Origin of the sequence: Pseudomonas putida (assembly GCF_002025705.1) — a bacterium.
Classification (GTDB): domain Bacteria; phylum Pseudomonadota; class Gammaproteobacteria; order Pseudomonadales; family Pseudomonadaceae; genus Aquipseudomonas; species Aquipseudomonas putida_J.
Window position 1 is genome coordinate 5,233,238 of sequence record NZ_CP018846.1, and the last position, 17,961, is coordinate 5,251,198.

Annotated in this window: 15 protein-coding genes; 4 read left to right on the forward strand and 11 right to left on the reverse strand. The window is 62.8% G+C overall.

From position 1 onward, the window contains the following. Positions 1–105: 105 nt before the first annotated feature. Together motB and motA are read right to left on the reverse strand one after the other, a co-directional pair. A complete protein-coding gene (motB, locus tag BUQ73_RS23790) occupies positions 106–1,140 on the reverse strand; it encodes a flagellar motor protein MotB (RefSeq protein WP_079229922.1) in 1,035 nt (344 codons plus the stop codon). A 3-nt stretch (positions 1,141–1,143) separates the two neighbouring features. Further along, complete coding sequence (gene motA / locus BUQ73_RS23795) at positions 1,144–1,995, reverse strand: flagellar motor stator protein MotA (RefSeq protein WP_079229923.1); 852 nt, start codon at positions 1,993–1,995, stop codon at positions 1,144–1,146. Positions 1,996–2,125: 130 nt separating this feature from the next. Between motA and BUQ73_RS23800 the strand changes: the two genes are divergently transcribed. From BUQ73_RS23800 to asd, 3 genes are read left to right on the forward strand one after another with little or no spacing between them, the layout of a single operon-like run. After that, positions 2,126–3,661 carry an HDOD domain-containing protein gene (locus tag BUQ73_RS23800; protein WP_079229924.1) on the forward strand — a complete coding sequence of 512 codons (1,536 nt, stop codon included), beginning with the start codon at positions 2,126–2,128 and terminating at the stop codon, positions 3,659–3,661. 44 nt (positions 3,662–3,705) lie between these two features. Beyond that, positions 3,706–4,533, forward strand: a complete 828-nt coding sequence (locus BUQ73_RS23805) for a rhodanese-like domain-containing protein (protein WP_079229925.1) — start codon at positions 3,706–3,708, stop codon at positions 4,531–4,533. After that, positions 4,530–5,393 carry an archaetidylserine decarboxylase gene (asd, locus tag BUQ73_RS23810; protein WP_079229926.1) on the forward strand — a complete coding sequence of 288 codons (864 nt, stop codon included), beginning with the start codon at positions 4,530–4,532 and terminating at the stop codon, positions 5,391–5,393. The genes BUQ73_RS23805 and asd overlap by 4 nt, the downstream gene beginning before the upstream one ends. Positions 5,394–5,447: 54 nt before the next feature. Here asd and serB read toward each other — a convergent pair whose 3' ends face one another. Beyond that, complete coding sequence (gene serB / locus BUQ73_RS23815; protein WP_079229927.1) at positions 5,448–6,662, reverse strand: phosphoserine phosphatase SerB; 1,215 nt, start codon at positions 6,660–6,662, stop codon at positions 5,448–5,450. A gap of 135 nt (positions 6,663–6,797) precedes the next feature. Here serB and BUQ73_RS23820 point away from each other — a divergent pair, with 135 nt between their 5' ends. Then, a complete protein-coding gene (locus BUQ73_RS23820) occupies positions 6,798–8,261 on the forward strand; it encodes an AhpA/YtjB family protein (protein ID WP_079229928.1) in 1,464 nt (487 codons plus the stop codon). Between the two features lie 179 nt (positions 8,262–8,440). Here the strand turns inward: BUQ73_RS23820 and BUQ73_RS23830 are convergent. The 8 genes from BUQ73_RS23830 to cpdA all read right to left on the reverse strand — a co-directional run bounded on the left by BUQ73_RS23830 (position 8,441) and on the right by cpdA (position 17,920). Continuing rightward, positions 8,441–9,660, reverse strand: a protein-coding gene (locus BUQ73_RS23830) for an IS3 family transposase (RefSeq protein ID WP_152031600.1) whose coding sequence is annotated in 2 segments (ribosomal slippage) — positions 8,441–9,312 and positions 9,312–9,660 — 1,221 coding nt in all. Because the reading frame shifts where the segments join, the coding sequence is not laid out codon by codon here. 108 nt (positions 9,661–9,768) lie between these two features. Then, positions 9,769–10,479, reverse strand: coding sequence for a PqiC family protein (locus tag BUQ73_RS23835; RefSeq protein ID WP_079229930.1), 711 nt, complete (start codon positions 10,477–10,479; stop codon positions 9,769–9,771). Positions 10,480–10,654: 175 nt separating this feature from the next. After that, complete coding sequence (parC, locus tag BUQ73_RS23840) at positions 10,655–12,913, reverse strand: DNA topoisomerase IV subunit A (protein WP_079229931.1); 2,259 nt, start codon at positions 12,911–12,913, stop codon at positions 10,655–10,657. A gap of 10 nt (positions 12,914–12,923) precedes the next feature. Beyond that, the gene (locus BUQ73_RS23845) at positions 12,924–13,442 is read right to left on the reverse strand and encodes a retropepsin-like aspartic protease family protein (protein ID WP_079229932.1); all 519 of its coding nucleotides are present in this window, start codon (positions 13,440–13,442) and stop codon (positions 12,924–12,926) included. Next, positions 13,439–14,425 (reverse strand): esterase-like activity of phytase family protein, encoded by a 987-nt coding sequence (locus BUQ73_RS23850; protein ID WP_079229933.1) that lies wholly within the window; start codon positions 14,423–14,425, stop codon positions 13,439–13,441. The genes BUQ73_RS23845 and BUQ73_RS23850 overlap by 4 nt, the downstream gene beginning before the upstream one ends. Beyond that, positions 14,422–16,326: a DNA topoisomerase IV subunit B gene (gene parE, locus BUQ73_RS23855; RefSeq protein ID WP_027920726.1), complete on the reverse strand. Its 1,905-nt coding sequence runs from the start codon at positions 16,324–16,326 to the stop codon at positions 14,422–14,424. The genes BUQ73_RS23850 and parE overlap by 4 nt, the downstream gene beginning before the upstream one ends. Before the next feature lie 35 nt (positions 16,327–16,361). Further along, positions 16,362–16,970 carry a YqiA/YcfP family alpha/beta fold hydrolase gene (locus BUQ73_RS23860; protein ID WP_079229934.1) on the reverse strand — a complete coding sequence of 203 codons (609 nt, stop codon included), beginning with the start codon at positions 16,968–16,970 and terminating at the stop codon, positions 16,362–16,364. 146 nt (positions 16,971–17,116) lie between these two features. Continuing rightward, complete coding sequence (gene cpdA / locus BUQ73_RS23865) at positions 17,117–17,920, reverse strand: 3',5'-cyclic-AMP phosphodiesterase (RefSeq protein WP_079229935.1); 804 nt, start codon at positions 17,918–17,920, stop codon at positions 17,117–17,119. Positions 17,921–17,961 lie beyond the last annotated feature (41 nt).

Consider the following 17,961-nt stretch of genomic DNA (forward strand, 5'->3'; position numbering starts at 1 on the left):
TGGGGTTTCTCTGCAGCCCTTCGCGGGCAAGTCCGCACCCACAAGTATGCGATTCATGTGTGGGAGCGGGTTTGCCCGCGAAGGGCCGCAAAGCGGCCCAGGCGGTTACTGATCCTTCTGCTCGTCCATCTTCAAGGTCCCATCCTCGAAGATGTTCAGCTTCTGGCGCAGTTCACGCGGCTGCATCGGGGCCTGGGCAGCGGCGTCCCCAGCCGCCGGTGCTGCCGGAGCTGCCGCCCCGGGTGCTGCACCCGCTGGCGGTGCCGGCTGGGCTGGCGCGTCGGGCGCACCCTGCTCACCCTCGATGTTGCGCTGCGCCTTCTTGGTCAGGACGATGATGTCGATACGGCGGTTGACCGGGTTGAACGGGTTCTTGCGGTCGAACAGCGACGACGAGGCATAGCCCACTACCCGCGCCACCTGGTCATCCGGGTAGCCGCCGGCAACCAAGGCACGACGCGCAGCGTTGGCCCGGTTGGCCGACAGCTCCCAGTTACCGAAGTCGCCAGTGCCGGAGTACGGCTTGGCATCGGTGTGGCCACTGATGCTGATCTTGTTCGGCACTGCCTTGATGGTGTCGGCCATGGCCAGCAGGATGTCTTCGAAATAAGGCTGCAGGCGTGCGCTGCCGATGTCGAACATCGGCCGGTTCTCTGCATCCATGATCTGGATCCGCAGGCCGTCCTGGGTGATCTCGAAGAGAATCTGGTCCTTGAACTTCTGCAGCTGCGGGTTTTCCTCGACCTTGTTCTGCAGTTCCTGCAGCAGCAATTCGAGGCGCTCGCGCTCGACCTGTTCGGCCATGGTCTCGACCTGGTCCTTGTCCAGCTGAATGCTGGTATCAGGCGTAGGCTCGGACTTCACTTCCGGGTTGATGGTCTTTTCCGGCGCCATCTGCGGCGAACCGCCCAGGTCGATGACGTATGGTGTGCCACTCTCGGAAAAACCGATCGGGTCCTTGAAGTAGCCGGCAATGGCGATCTTCTGCTCAGGCGTAGCCGTGGATAGCAGCCACAACACCAGGAAGAACGCCATCATCGCCGTGGCGAAGTCGGCGAAGGCGATCTTCCAGGCGCCACCATGGTGCCCGCCACCGAAGCGCTTGACGCGCTTGATGATTATCGGCTGATTGTTCTCCATGACTCAGCGACCGCGAACCGCTTGTTCCAGCTCGGCGAAGCTTGGGCGATGCTTCGGATACAGCACCTTGCGCCCGAACTCGACGGCCAGCGAAGGCGGCATGCCAGAAGCCGAGGCCACCAGCGAGGCCTTGATCGATTCATAGAGGTTTAGCTCCTCCTTGGCATCGTGCTCAAGGCACTTGGCCAGTGGGCCGAAGAAGCCATAAGCGGCGAGAATACCGAAGAAGGTACCGACCAGCGCCGCACCCACGTGCATGCCGATGGCCTTCTGGTCGCCATCACCCAGCGACGCCATGGTCACCACGATACCCAGTACCGCCGCCACGATACCGAAACCAGGCATGCCGTCGGCAATACCGGTGACCGCGTGCGACGGGTGCTCGAGCTCTTCCTTCATGCTCAGCAGCTCCATGTCGAACAGGCCTTCGAGCTCGTGGGGTGCCATGTTGCCGGTGGACATGATGCGCAGGTAGTCGCAGATGAATGCGGTCATGCGCTCGTCCCCCAGTACTGCCGGGTACTTGGCAAAGATCGGACTGGCTGCGGCGTCTTCGATATCGCTCTCGATCGCCATCATGCCTTCGCGACGGCTCTTGTTGAGGATTTCATATACCAGGCCCAGTACTTCCAGATAGAAAGCATGGGAGAAGCGCGAGCCGAACATCTTCATCGACTTCTTGATTACATGCATGGTCATGTAACCAGGGTTGGCCTGCATGAAGGCGCCAAAGGCTGCACCGCCGATGATCAGCACTTCGAACGGCTGGATCAGCGCCGCGATCTTGCCGTGGGAGAGTACATATCCGCCGAGCACGCTCGCGAATACGACGATGATGCCGATAATTTTAGCCATAGGTTCAAAGCACTTGCTGTCGTGGTCAGGGTGAGGGACGGGAGCTTTAAAACTCTTCTTCTACTTATCGGCAGAACTGCGCCAGACTATAGCCACTAAAAGCGAAAAGCCAGTTCGGACTGATGTCAAAATGCCAATGGAATCCAAGGTGCCCACTCAGAATCCGCGTACGGTAGAAGCCTGGGTCAAGCTGCTCGACGGTGTCCGTGTACCGGTACCGAAGCAGAGTTACGACCGGGTCATGAGCGCCATCAACGACAATCGCCGCTCGTTGCGCGACATCGCCGAACTGATGCAGGACAGCCCCGCCCTGGTGCTGTCGGTGATGCGCGAGGCCAATCACTCCGCCAACGCCAGCCAGGCCGAGCCCGCCGAAAGCCTGGAGGTCGCCCTCAACCGCCTGGGCCTGGCACGCAGCAAGGAACTGCTGATGCGCCTGCCGGCCCTGCCGGAAGACGACATTCCGCCAGTGCTGCGCCAATTTCTGTTGATCAGCCAGCACGCCGCGCAACAGGCCAGCGGCCTGTTCGCCAGCCGCCTGGCGCGCCTGTGGCAGGAGATCCACTGGGGCAGCCTACTGTTCCTCGCCCCTCTTTGGCCGCTGGCCCTGGCCCACCCCAAGCTGTTGGACGCCTGGGAGCTGCGGGTTATCCACAAGGGCGAGATCGCAGCCGACGTGGAGCAGGAATTGTTCGGCGTGCGTATCTTCGCTCTATGCCAGGCCATGGCCGAACACTGGCGCTTGCCCAAATGGGTGACCCAAGGCTATCGCCTGCTGCTCGAAGAACGCGACCAACTGGCCATGGTTCTTAGCATCGCCCGCGAAGAAGACCTGCTCAGCCAGCAGCATCGCCTGGACGAGGCACCCGGCTTGCGCCGCTGGTTCAACGAGCCGGCCAACACCGTACTACTGGCCAATAACCTGGCCCTGGCAGCCCAGGTCGGTTGGGACAACCCTCATTTGTTACGCTGGCAGCAGCTGACCGCACTGTATCTGCAGACTTCACTGGAAGACGTACAACAGCAGGTGCACCAACAGGCTGCCGCCAGCGCCCGGCGTCACGCCAGGCATGCGCTGTTCCACCCGGCCGAAGCACTGATCTGGCCTTGGCACCAGCGCCGCCCGCACCCGGACATGCTGACGCCACCGCCCCCCTCCAGCGAAGACCTCGGGCGCTGGCGCAAGCTGTGCCAGGAGTTGCTGGCCCAACCAAGCCCGTTCACCAACGCGGTACACCTGGCGACCCAGGCGCGCGACGCCATGCTCGCCTGCGGCATGCAGCGCATCATGCTGCTGACACTGGACCGTGCCAGCGACTATCTGCGCGTGCAGCAAACCGCCGGCCTGCCCAAGGAGGCCGCAGCCATGGCCTTGCCTGTCGCGCAGAACAAACTGCTGCAAAAGCTCGTGAGCAAGGCCGGGCAGTTGCGCCTGACGCCTGACAATCACGCCCAGTTCTCGGCATTGCTACCCGCGCCGCTACGGGCTTTCTTCCGCAGCGAACACGTGCTGCTGCGTTCGTTGGCGGTCAGTGACCAGGTGCTGATGCTGGCCGTGGCCGACCAGGGCGGCAAGCCGCTGGCCGATGTCAGCGTGCAGGCTTTCGGCAAGACTTCGCAATGTATCGAACGTGCGCTGGCGGTGTTTGCCAACCGCGGCGCCTGAGCCTTGCGCTACAATCGCCCCTCTTTCCACACTGGAGAACGTGGATGACTGATTTTTCCGGCCTGCCTTTGGTGATCGAAGCCGAAGACCTGCTGCCGCGCCTGGATTCACCTCAGCTGATCCTGGTCGACCTGAGCAGCGCCAACCGCTATGTCAGCGGGCATATCCCCGGCGCCCGCTTCGTCGAGGGCAAGCGCACCCAGCTTGGCCTGCCTCCGGCACCCGGCCTGCTGCCGGCCCTGGCCGACCTGGAAAAACTGTTCAGCGAGCTCGGCCACCGCGACGACGCAGTCTACGTGGTGTACGACGATGAAGGCGGCGGCTGGGCCGGCCGCTTCATCTGGCTGCTCGATGTCATCGGCCATACCCGCTACCACTACCTCAACGGCGGCATCCAGGCCTGGTCGGCGGACAAACTCTCCACCGACGTGCCAGCACCTGGCAACACGCCCGTGCACCTGCATCTGCACGGCGAACCGACCGCTACCCGCGAATACCTGCAAAGCCGCCTGGGCGCCGATGACCTGGTGATCTGGGACGCCCGCGGCCCGCAGGAATTCAACGGTGAAAAGGTCCTGGCCGCCAAGGCTGGGCACATTCCCGGCGCCATCAATTTCGAGTGGACTGCCGGCATGGACCTCAACGATCACCTGCGCATCCGCGCGGACATCGCTGAAGTACTCCAGCAAAAGGGTATCACCCCGGACAAAGAAGTGATCACCCACTGCCAAACCCACCGCCGCTCCGGTTTCACCTACCTGGTGGCCAAGGCCCTCGGCTACCCACGCATCAAGGCTTATGCCGGTTCGTGGAGCGAATGGGGCAACCACCCGGACACGCCTGTCGAAGTTCAAGGACAATCAACACAATGAAATCCCGTCTGTTCATCCTCAGCCAGTACCTGCTGCCGCACCACTTGCTGTCGCGCCTGGCTGGCTGTGTCGCCGAGTGCCGTGCACGCTGGTTCAAGAACGCCTTCACCGCCTGGTTCGCCAAGCGTTACCAGGTGAACATGAGCGAAGCGCTGGTCGAAGACCTCACCGCCTACGAGCACTTCAACGCCTTCTTCACCCGCGCCCTGAAGCCAGGCGCCCGCCCGCTGGACGAAACGCCGGGCGCGATCCTCTGCCCGGCCGACGGTGCCGTCAGCCAGCTGGGCCCGATCGAGCACGGTCGTATCTTCCAGGCCAAAGGCCACAGCTACAGCGCCCTCGAACTGCTCGGCGGCGACCCTGCACTGGCTGCGCCGTTCATGGGTGGCGAGTTCGCCACCATCTATCTGTCGCCGAAGGATTACCACCGCGTGCACATGCCGCTGGCCGGTACCCTGCGCGAGATGGTCTATGTGCCGGGCCGTCTGTTCTCGGTCAACCAGACCACTGCCGAGAACGTGCCGGAGCTGTTCGCCCGCAACGAGCGTGTGGTGTGCCTGTTCGATACCGAGCGCGGGCCAATGGCCGTGGTGCTGGTCGGCGCAATGATCGTTGCTTCGATCGAGACCGTGTGGGCCGGCCTGGTCACGCCGCCGAAGCGCGAGCTGAAGACATTCCGCTACGACGAAAGCAGCCGTGCACCGATTCACCTGGAGAAAGGCGCCGAGCTGGGCCGCTTCAAACTGGGCTCGACCGCGATCGTGCTGTTCGGACCAGAGCAGGTGAAATGGGCCGAAAACCTGGGCGCAGCTTCGGCTGTGCGCATGGGTGAACTGCTGGCTAACCCTGCCCAGGCTTGACCCTGGACGAAAAAAAAGGCCCTGCATGTGCAGGGCCTTTTTTTGTCCGGCGTATCAGCCTCGGGCGTCGCGGTCGCGCAGGCCCAGCAGGTACAGCACGCCATCCAGCCCCAGGGTGGAAATCGCCTGCTTGGCCGACTGGCGCACCAGCGGCTTGGCGCGGAACGCCACACCCAGGCCGGCCAGCGACAGCATCGGCAGGTCGTTGGCGCCATCGCCCACGGCGATGGTCTGGTCCAGCTGCAGGCCTTCTTCGTTGGCCAGTTGCTGCAGCAGGTCAGCCTTGCGCTGGGCATCGACAATCGGCTCCACGGCCACGCCGGTCACCTTGCCATCGACCACTTCCAGTTCATTGGCGAATACGTAATCAATGCCCAGGCGCGCCTGCACCTGCTTGGCGAAGTACGAGAAGCCACCGGACAGGATCGCCGTCTTGTAGCCCAGGCGCTTGAGCTCGGCGAACAGGTTTTCAGCACCTTCAGTCAGGCGCAGGGAAGCACCGATCTCGTCGAGCACACCGACATCCAGGCCTTTAAGCAGCGCCATGCGCTCCTTGAAACTGGCGCGGAAATCCAGCTCGCCACGCATGGCGCGCTCGGTGATCGCGGCAACCTGTTCGCCCACACCGGCCGCCTTGGCCAGCTCGTCGATGACTTCAGCCTCGATCAGCGTCGAGTCCATGTCGAATACCGCCAGGCGGCGGTTGCGGCGGAACAGGTCATCCTTCTGGAACGCGATGTCGATGTTCAGCTCTTCGGCCAGCGCGAAGAAGTCGGCACGCAATGCCTGGGCGTCGCTCGGCACGCCGCGCACGGAAATTTCCAGCGCCGCCTTGCCCTTCTCGCTCGGAGCACCCAGCGCAACCCGCGCCGACAGGCGCTCGATGCGCTCGATGGTCAGGTCGTACTGGCTGATGACTGCGCTGACGCGTTGCAGTTGCTCGGGGGTGATCTTGCGGCTGAGCAAGGTCACGATATGCCGCGCTTCGCCCTGGGCATCGGCCCAGTGCTGATAGTCGGCCTCGGAGATCGGCGTATAACGCGCTTGCAGGTTCAGCTCGTGGGCCTTGGACTGCACGCTTTGCAGTAGACTGGTGGCCACTTCGTTGTCGGGGATATCGACCAGAATGCCGAACGACAGGGTGCCGTGCATCACCGCCAGGCCGATGTCGAGGATGTTCACACCGCCCTGGAGCAGGACGCCGGTAATGGCGGCGGTAAGACCGGGACGGTCCTCACCGGTGATGTTGATCAGAACGATTTCGCGCACAACCTGGCTCCGACTTCGATGAAAAATGCGCATTCTACCGATTTTCCATGACCATCGGGCGCCAACTCTACTTTGCCGACAAAACACTGCTCGCTATACTGCCCAACACTTTTATGCCATTAAGAGCCGAGCTCTGTGAACCGGCCCACGCCCGTCAAAACCGACAACTTCTTCATCATGATCTTCCGAGCCCTGCGCCAACGTCGCGTGCCCCTGGCACTGCGCATCGCCACCACCAACATTTTCCTGGTGGCGCTGGCGCTGGTGATCTACGCCTGCGTGATGGGCCTGCAGTTCAAGCAGGCCATGCACGAGCAGGCTGACGCCCTCGGCCAGAGCCTGACCACCCAGACCGCCACCTCGGCAACCGAGCTGCTGGTGTCCAATGACATCCTCAGCCTCAACGTGCTGTTGGGTAACCTGGTGAAGAACCCGCTGGTGGCCCATGCGGCCATCTACAGCGTGGACAACCGCATCCTCGCCGAGGCCGGTCAACGTCCACGCAACAGCCTGCTGGGTGAAGCTGAAGGCCTGTACCAGACCAAGATCACGTTCCAGGACGTGACCGCCGGTCAGCTGCGCATCAGCCTGGACATGAGCCAGTTCCAGCAGCCGATGCTGATCAGCCTGCAAAGCATGGGCATCCTCGCCGCCATCCTGCTGGCCCTGGCGCTGAGCCTGAGCCTGCGCCAAGGCCGCCACATCACCCTGCCGCTGTTGCAGCTACGGGTGTGGCTGCGTGACCCGCACCCATACACCCCGGCCATCGACCGTCAGGACGAGATCGGCGACATCGCCCGCCAGCTGCACGCCCGCCTGGCGCCGCCACCTCCGCCCGAGCCGGAACCGGAAGAGGAAGAGTACGAAGACGAGTTCGACGCGCCGCACGACGAAGCTCCAGCCAAGCCGGCCCAGCGCGCCAGGGCCGTGGTCCAGGCGGACGAGGATGACGACGAAGCCTTCGCCGGGCTGCTGGATGACGAGGAGCAACCGGCGCCCAAACCTGCCGTGGTCGAATCCGACGAGCCACAGAATACCGCCGTGCTAGCCGTTCAACTGGGCTCCCAGGAGCAACTGCGTCGCTTGCCGCGCACGCGCCTGACCGAGCTGCTGGAGCGCTACCGTGGCTGCCTGGAGCAGGCTGCATCGCTGTATGAGGGCGAAATCCACACCCTCAACGATGGCAGCACCCTGGTGCTGTTCCACAGCCGCGACTGCGGCGAGGATTACCTGACCAACGCAATCTGCTGCGGCGAGCTGCTACGTGCGCTGGGCCATGCCCTGCAGATCGAAGTGGCCGACAGCGGTATCACCCTGCAACTGCAGCTGGGCCTGGCCCTGGGCGACGATCTGCAAGGGCTGGAGCAGGTCGACCTGCTGATGGCCGAGAAGGCCCAGGATGCCCTGGCGCTGTCGCAGCACAGCCGCAACCTGCTGCTGGTGGAGCGGCAGATCAGTGATGACGAGCTGATCCGCAAGCGCGCCCGTATTCGGCCGATTGCCAGCCCTGAAGGCGCTTGCTGCGTGGAGCGGTTGATGGAGCCTTACCCGTCGATGCTGGAGCGCCAGCTGGCGCGGATGCACGAGCGCCGGGCTTGATTTGAGATCCTTGGGGCCGCTCTGCGGCCCTTTCGCGACACAAGGCCGCTCCCACAAGGGATCGCAGTCTCTTGTAGGAGCGGCCTTGTGTCGCGAAAGGGCTGCGGAGCGGCCCCAGCAATTTCAGCCATGTCTAGTCCTGAAATAGGTTTACACCTGTTCAGGTAGGCCGACAGGCCTCAAAACGCCCGATGCACTGCATCGGGCGTTTTGTTTTTCAGGGCCATATAGGGCCGTTCTGTGTTGTAGATCTGCACTGCCTCGTCAACCATCTGTCTCGCCTGCTCAAGATCTTCAGGGCTGCTCAACAGCAGCTCCATCTTGAGGATTCCGTTGATTCGCTCGGCCAGCGCGTTCTGGTAGCAGTCATACCCATCAGTCATGGAGCACTGAACATCGTGCCGTTGGTGCAGTGACTGGTACAGCGCCGAGCAATATTGGATGCCTCGATCCGAATGGTGGACTAATGGCTGGCGACGACGTCGCTTTCGTAATGCCTGCTTGAAGGCTTGCGCCACTGACTCGGCATGCAGGCTTTCATGGACGTGGTGGCCAACAATTTTCCTGGAGTACGCATCCGTTACCAGGCTCAGGTACAGCGGGCCGTTACGTGCGGGCAGGTAAGTAATATCGGCAACCCAGACGTGCTCCGGCCTTGTCGGAACGACTTGGCTTGGGCCCGGCTTGAGTAAGTTGGGATGGCGGTAGAAGCGATGAAAGCTTTGTGTTGTCTTGTGGTAGGCCCGCTTAGGCAGCACCAGCAAACGGCGCTCTCCCAAGACTTGGAACAGCCTATCTCGGCCAACTTGGAACCGTTTGTCAGGTTGGCAATGCAGCAGATAGTGCAGCTTGCGTGTACCCAGACGAGGCTGGCGCATCCGGACTTGCTGAACAAACTCAACCACCTGATCTGCCTGGCGCTCTTTGCCATCAGCAGTTCGGTTGCGCTTGTAGTAAGCCTGTCGACTGATGCCTAGAAACTGACAAGCCCTGGCAATGCTCAGTCCTGCGACTTGACCTTGCGAGAGGACTTGCCGGATCGCTTTTTTACGACCGAAACACCATAGTCATTTTTCAGAACATCAACGACCGTCTCAAAAAACTGGGCCTTCTGGCTCATCAGTTCCAACTGTTGCTCAAGCTCTTTGATCCGCTGCTCTGGAGTGAGCGTTTTGGGGTCAGACATCGCGCAGCTCCTCTCGTCGCGGATCGAGGCCCCCTGGCTCCAATCCTGCCGACCGTGCTTACGCAACCATACCAGAACCGTCGACCGACCCTGGATGCCATACCGCACCTGGGCCTGTTTGTAGGTCAGTTCGCCTTTTTCAATCTGATCAACCACCGCCAATTTAAAAGACAGTGAGTAATCTCTCTGTGTGCGCTTTACACCTTGCTCCATCTGACTCTCCGGAAATTCGGGATGGGAGGTGTAAACCTTATTCAGGACGGGACACCACCCACAAAAAAGCCCGCGAAGATGCGGGCTTTTTTGTGGGTGGCTACTCGATCAGAACCGATAGACTTCCATATCGGTGCGAATCGGCGAAGCCATCGGGATCTTCGACTTCTCTGGCTCTTTCTTGACCTGTACCGGTGCTGCCTGTTTCTTGGGTGCTTCTTCAGCAACCGCAGGCTGATTGGCCAGCGGCTTGACCGCCACGCTCAACTGTTCGGCCAGTTTCTGCAGCAACTGCCCCTGGGCTTGGACCTGGGACGATTCGCTACCCTCATGCGGCTGCTCAAGGTGAACGATACGGTTGTCACGCACATGGCCACGGCGGTCGAGCAGGCGCCATTGCGCATCGAGAATCGCCGGCTGGTTCTTGCCCGAGTCCAGGCGGGTGATCGACAGCAGCACCTGCACGTCCGGGGAGAAGCCAGTGCTGGCCGGGGCCAGCACCACACGCTGGCTGTCCAGGCGCCAGGCCAGCTGACGCACCAGCAATTGATCGATGTCCGCCGACAGGCTACCGGCCCAGCGACCGTCAGTGGCAGAACTCAGGCTGCCATCAGCCTGACGCTGCAAGAAGGTTTCGCGCTGCAGATAATCGGCAACCGAGACCGGGCCGAGCACCACGGCCATGCCCGCACTCTGCGAAGGCTGGCCAGGATCACCGCTGTCGAGTTGGTACAGGGCAACCGGCTGGTGCATGCTGCACCCGCTCAGCCCCAGCAAACCCGTCATCAACAGCGCAAATGGAAGGCGCAGGAATTTCATTCAACCCATCCAGGCGGTCGCTACCAGGCAAACCGCAGTGATACTGATAGAGATTCAATCGGGCACACGGCCACGCCGGCACCGCAGGGGCACTATCATCCGCGAAATATCGGCTCGACTCCAGCATTTCTGCCTGGAACGGCGTTGAAATTGCCGTTCCAGACATTTCGTCGGATTATGCCGGCATTTCCACCTGCAAGCTGTCGACCCGCTGGAAGCCGCGTGGCAGCTTGCTACCGCGCCGGCCACGCTCGCCCTTGTAGTGTTCGAGGTCGTCGGCTTTAAGAGACAGGGTACGCTTGCCGGCTTGCAATACAAGGGTTGCACCCTCGGCAATCACCGCCAGATCGGTGACAAATTCTTCACGACTGGCAACCCGATCACCGGGCACACCGATGATCTTGTTGCCCTTGCCTTTGCCCAGCTGTGGCAGGTCGGAAACCTTGAACACCAGCAAACGACCTTCGGTGGTCACCGCCGCCAGCCAGTCCTGCTCACGGTCGGCCACCGGGCGCGGGGTCATGACCTTGGCACCGTTGGGCAAGCTGAGCAGCCCTTTGCCGGCCTTGTTCTTGGCCTGCAGGTCTTCACCTTTGACCACGAACCCGTAACCGGCGTCCGAAGCCACCACATACAGTGCATCATCGTCAGGCAGCAGCACGCATTCGAAGGTCGCCCCAGGCGGTGGCGTCAGGCGGCCGGTCAATGGCTCGCCCTGGCCACGCGCCGATGGCAGGGTATGCGCGGCCACCGAATAACTGCGCCCGGTGGAATCAATCAACACGGCAAACTGGTTGGAGCGCCCGGCAGCGGCGGCCTTGAAGCCGTCGCCGGCCTTGTAGGACAGGCCGGTAGCGTCGATGTCGTGGCCCTTGGCGCAACGCACCCAGCCCTTTTCCGACAGCACCACGGTGACCGGCTCGGTCGGCATCAGCTCGTTTTCAGACAAGGCCTTGGCTTCGGCGCGCTCGACGATTGGCGAGCGGCGGTCGTCGCCATAGGTTTCGGCGTCCTTGATCAGCTCGCTACGCACCAGCTTGCGCAGCTTGGCGTCGCTGCCCAGCAGCGCTTGCAGCTTGGCCTGCTCCTTGAGCAGTTCGTCCTGTTCGCCACGGATTTTCATCTCTTCCAGACGCGCCAACTGCCGCAGGCGTGTCTCAAGGATGTAGTCGGCCTGGATCTCGGTGAGCTGGAAACGTTCGATCAGCGCCTGCTTGGGGTGCTCTTCGGTACGGATGATGTGGATCACTTCATCCAGGTTGAGGAACGCGGTGAGCAAACCTTCCAACAGGTGCAGGCGCTTCTCGACCTTGTCCAGGCGGTGCTGCAGGCGGCGGCGAACGGTGTTGGTGCGGAACTCCAGCCACTCCAGCAGCAGCGCGCGCAGGTTCTTCAGCTGCGGGCGGCCGTCGAGGCCGATGATGTTGACGTTGACCCGGTAGCTGCTTTCCAGGTCGGTGGTGGCGAACAGGTGCTGCATCAGTTCGTCGGCATCGACGCGGTTGGAGCGTGGAATGATGACGATGCGGCAAGGGTTCTCGTGGTCCGACTCGTCACGCAGGTCGGCGACCATCGGCAGCTTCTTGGCCTGCATCTGCGCGGCGATCTGCTCCAGCACCTTGGCCCCGGAGACCTGATGCGGCAGCGCGGTAACCACAATGTCGCCATCCTCGACGCGGTACACGGCGCGCATGCGGATAGAGCCGCGGCCGCTTTCGTAGATCTTCTGGATTTCCGCACGCGGGGTGATGATTTCGGCCTCGGTCGGGTAGTCCGGGCCCTGAATGTGTTCGCACAGCTGCTCGATGGTAGCCTTGGGCTCGTCGAGCAGGCGCACACAGGCGCTGGCCACTTCACGCAGGTTGTGCGGTGGCACATCGGTGGCCATGCCCACGGCGATACCAGTGGTGCCGTTGAGCAGGATATTCGGCAGGCGCGCCGGCAATACCGCAGGCTCCTGCAGCGTGCCGTCGAAGTTCGGCACCCAATCGACGGTGCCCTGGCCCACTTCGCTGAGCAGCACTTCCGAGTAACGCGACAGGCGTGCCTCGGTATAACGCATTGCGGCGAACGACTTCGGATCGTCCGGTGCACCCCAGTTGCCCTGGCCGTCTACCAGGGTGTAGCGGTAGCTGAACGGCTGCGCCATCAGCACCATGGCTTCGTAGCAGGCCGAATCGCCGTGGGGGTGGAACTTGCCGAGCACGTCGCCGACGGTACGGGCGGACTTCTTGTGCTTGGCGTCGGCATCGAGCCCCAACTCGCTCATGGCGTAGACGATGCGTCGCTGCACCGGCTTCAGGCCGTCGCCGATGTGCGGCAAGGCCCGGTCCATGATCACGTACATGGAGTAGTTGAGGTAGGCCTGTTCGGTGAAGTCAGCCAACGAGCGGCGTTCGACGCCGTCCAGGCTGAGTTCCAGTGAGTCGCTCATGCGGGCCTCGTCATTTCAGGTTCTGGCGCAGCAGCATGGTGCCGCCGCGCTGGGTAAATTCAAGTTGTTTGAGGGCGCTCATGCCCAGCAACACGGTCTGCCCGTCCAGGCCCGGCACCACCAGGGCGCGTACATTCTGTAGCCGGATATCGCCCAGTTGCAGGGTGCCCAGCCGCGTTCGGTAGCCTTCGGTACGGCCGTTGGCGGTGCTCAGCACCACCGGGCTACCGCGCTGCAGGTTCAGGTCCTTGGCCAGCGCCTCGGGTATCGCCACGTCGGTGGCACCGGTGTCGAGCATGAAATGCACCACCTGGCCGTTGATCGCGCCGTCCACCACGAAGTGGCCCTGGCCATTACCCAGCAAGCGCACTTCGATGAAACCGTCGCCATGGGACGACTGCACCTGCGTGTTCGGGTTGCGCTCGTGTTCTTCCCATTGCCCGAAGAAGCGTGTGGCCAGGAACAGCCCCGCCGCCCAGGCGACGATCATCAGTACCTTGCCCGCGCGCTTGCCCGGTGGCTGGCTCATGGAGTGGCGCTCCAGCCGCCTTGTGGCGCTTCAAAGCGCCAGACGATCGGCCGGCTTTCGCCATCGGCACGGTCGCCATTGTTGTTGTCCAGGCCGATCCAGGCGCCTTTGGCATCGATCACCAACGCTTCGGCCAGGCCGTACGGCTGGTCGTAGCGGCGCTCTGGTACCAGGGCCTCGGCGGCGAATGACCAGCACTGCTCGATCTTGCCGCTCGTGGCATCACGCCGGCACACGCGGTAGGCGTTGCGTTCGAGGGTAAACAGCTTGCCCTCGAACCAGGCGAGGTCGGCGAAATCGCGGGACAGCGCCCGGGGGTTGGGCATCTGCGGCGGCTGCATTTCGACCCCAGCTTCGCTCAGCAACACGCAACTGCGCCCGCAGGTCCACACCGACTGCTGGCGCTCGATGGCCACGAGGCCGCGCCGTTCGCGCTCGGCTGCCAGCCAGAGGCGGTCGCCCGCCGGGTTAATTGCCAGGCCCTCGAACAGGGCATTGAAGTTGAGCAGCATGCCGCTGGCCCGGGCCTGACGCACCATCGCCGGGTCAATCTTCAGCCACGCCGGCTCACCCTCGGCAGGCAACTGCAGCACCGCCGCATGGGCCTCGCTGACCAGGTAGAGGTTGCCCGCCTGGTCACAGGTGATGCCTTCGTAATCCAGTTCGCCACCACGCACGTAGGACGCCGCCCAGCTACGCGACTTCAACCCCCACGGCAGGCCGCTCTCGGGCACTGGTGGTGGTGTGAAGGTCAGCGGCTGGGCACGCCATACGGGGCTCTGCTGGTCGAAGCGGTAGATGCGGTCGTCATCACGATCGGATACACCCCACAGCCCGCCCCGGCACTCGGCCAGGCCGGACAGGTTGCCACCGCGCATGCCCTCGATCGGGTACTCAGAGGCAAGCTTCAGTTCCGGCCAGTTGCCCGCCAGGCTCGGCAGGGCAACCAGCGCCAGGCAGGCCGCGACCAGCAGACGAATCAAACCAGGACCTCAGCCAGGTTGCCTTTGGTTTCCAGCCAGTTCTTGCGGTCGCCGGCGCGCTTCTTGGCCAGCAGCATGTCCATGATCTCGGTGGTGCCCTGCACATCGTCCAGGGTCAGCTGGACCAGGCGCCGGGTGTTCGGGTCCATGGTGGTTTCACGCAGCTGCGGCGGGTTCATCTCACCCAGCCCCTTGAATCGGGTGACCTGCGGCTTGCCGCGTTTCTTCTCGGCTACCAGCCGGTCGAGGATGCCATCACGCTCGGCTTCGTCGAGGGCGTAGTAGATTTCCTTGCCCAGGTCGATACGGTACAGCGGCGGCATGGCGACGTAGACGTGGCCGGCCTCGACCAACGGGCGGAAGTGCTGGACGAACAGTGCGCAAAGCAAGGTAGCGATGTGCAGGCCGTCGGAGTCGGCGTCGGCGAGGATGCAGACCTTGCCGTAGCGCAGCTGCGACAGGTCGGCCGCGCCTGGGTCGACACCGATGGCAACGGCGATGTTGTGCACTTCCTGGCTGGCCAGCACTTCGCCGCCGTCCACTTCCCAGGTGTTGAGGATTTTGCCGCGCAGCGGCAGGATGGCCTGGAACTCCTTGTCACGGGCCTGCTTGGCCGACCCACCGGCAGAGTCACCCTCGACCAGGAACAGTTCGGCGCGCATCGGGTCCTGCCCGGCGCAATCGGCCAGTTTGCCTGGCAACGCCGGGCCCTGGGTGATGCGTTTGCGCTCGACCTTCTTGCTGGCCTTGAGACGCCGGCCAGCGTTGCTGATGGCCAGCTCGGCCAGTTGCATGCCCAGCTCGGGGTGGGCGTTGAGCCACAGACTGAAGGCGTCCTTGACCACACCGGAGACAAACGCCGCAGCCTCGCGAGACGACAGGCGCTCTTTGGTCTGGCCGGAGAACTGTGGTTCCTGCATCTTCATCGAAAGGACGAAGGTGATGCGCTCCCAGACGTCTTCCGGTGCCAGCTTGACCCCACGCGGCAGCAGGTTGCGGAATTCGCAGAACTCGCGCATGGCGTCGAGCAGGCCCTGGCGCAGACCATTGACATGAGTACCGCCCTGGGCGGTAGGGATCAGGTTGACGTAGCTTTCCTGAACGCTGTCGCCGCCTTCAGGCAGCCACAGCAGGGCCCAGTCCACAGCCTCCTTGTTACCCGCCAGGCTGCCGCAGAACGGCTCGTCGGGCAGGCGCTGGAACTCGCTGACCGAGTCGACCAGGTACGAACGCAGGCCATCTTCGTAGTGCCACTCGACCTTCTCGCCGCTAGCCTTGTCCTCGAAGCTGACCAACAGGCCCGGGCACAGTACGGCCTTGGCCTTGAGCACGTGCTTGAGGCGGCTGATGGAGAACTTCGCCGAATCGAAATATTTCGGGTCCGGGCTGAAGTACACGCTGGTACCGGTGTTGCGCTTGCCGACCGTACCGACCACTTCCAGCTCGCTGGCCTTGAAGCCATCGGCAAAGGTCATCTGGTACTCGTTGCCGTCACGTTTGACGCGCACGCGCACCTGGGTCGACAAGGCGTTGACCACCGAAATACCCACGCCGTGCAGGCCGCCGGAGAACTGGTAGTTCTTGTTGGAGAACTTGCCGCCGGCGTGCAGCTTGGTGAGGATCAGCTCGACGCCCGACACGCCCTCTTCAGGGTGGATGTCCACCGGCATGCCACGGCCATCGTCACTGACTTCCAGCGAATGGTCGGCGTGGAGGATGACCTGCACCGAGCGGGCGTGGCCGGCCAGGGCTTCGTCAACGCTGTTGTCGATGACTTCCTGGGCCAGGTGATTAGGCCGGCTGGTATCGGTGTACATGCCCGGGCGTTTACGCACCGGGTCGAGGCCGGAGAGGACTTCGATGGCGTCTGCGTTATAGGCGCTAGCGCTGGGATTGGCCATGGGTTCTCGTCGTCAGTCTGGTGAATGCAAAAAGATCAAAATACAGAAAAATCGAGTGCCGCATACTGCTGCCGGGCAATACCGGCAAACGCCAGCAGGCCTGGCAGTTGTTCGGCAAAGCCTTGGTAACTGTGGTCGCCACCGGCCTGGATGCGTAGCGCGCAAGCCCGGTAATAATGCTCGGCGTGACGGTAGTCCAGTGTTTCATCGGCTGTCTGCAGCCACACTTGATAGCGGCCTGGGTCGGTCGGTGCCGGGACTTCCAGCTCGGCCAGGGCTTGCACATGGTCCAGGGTCAGCTCCCACGTCTCGCCAGTGTAGTGGTTGCGCTGGGCACCCAGATAACCGTCGAAGCGCTTGTGCGGGGTGACTGCCGGGTTGACCAGCAGGGCTTTCAGCCCATGGCGCTCGGCCAGATGGGTGGCATAGTAGCCGCCGAGCGAACTGCCGACCAGCAGGGGCGCCCCGAGCTCGGCGATGGCGGCTTCGAGCTGGACCATGGCCTGGCGCGGGTGGTGGTGCAAGCTCGGGACGCGCAACTGCTGCGACAGGCCCATCTGCCGCATGACAGCCTCGAGCTGGCGCGCCTTGGTGGAAAGCGGTGAGCTGTTGAAGCCATGGATATAGAGGATGGAACCCGACATGCTGCCCCCGGAATCTTTGGCTTCGCGCCCGATCGAGTGGGCGCAGGGACGCGCAGTGTAGCGTGTTCGCCGGGCTTTGGCGCCAGATGGCCAATTTCGCAACAATTTCTTCAAAAAGCTGGGACTGCTACGCAGTCCCACAATCATCAATATCCCGAGCTGTTGAAGTCGAGCCTCACTTCGAAATCAGCGGCTCGCTCCACACCGGTCTCCACACGCCCATCGGCATGCAGGCGCAACCAGCGATACCCCGGCTGCTCTTCGCTGACCTTGAAGTCCTCGCTACCTGCCGCGAACTGGATGCAGGTCGACGGCGTGGCCAGCAGGCGCAAGCCATCGCGTTCTTCATCCCATTCCTGGTGAATGTGCCCCCAAAGCAATGCCTTCACTTGTGGATAACCGTGCAGGCGCTGCAGGAGTTGATCGGCATTACGCAAACCGATCGGGGCGATCCAGGCACAACCGATATCCACCGGCTGATGGTGGCAACACACCAGGCAATGGCGCTCACCGGCCGACGACAACGCATCATCGAGGGCCAACAGCTGATCCGGTTCGAGCAACCCGTGGGTAGCACCAGGCACTGCCGTGTTCAGCATGACCACGCGCCAGGCGCCAATGTCAGTGACGGCCTGTACCAGCGCCGGGGCCACCTGGGCCATGACCCTCGCTTCATCATGGTTGCCTGGCAACCAGCGGGTTGGCGCGGCAAACTCGCAGGTCAACTCACGAAACGCTTCATACGACCCGACGCTACCATCCTGGGACAGGTCTCCGGTACACAGCAGCAGGTCGACCTGCGGCTGCTCACGGCGCACCTGGGCCACCACATGGCGCAAGCTGTCACGGGTATTGAGGCCCAGCAAGGTGCCCGCCGGGTTGGCGAACAGGTGGGCATCGGTCAGTTGCACCACATGCACGGGCGCAGGGGAAGGGTCTGGGTGCGGCAACGGCCGTCTCCTCGAACGGGTACTGCACGAATTATGGCGCT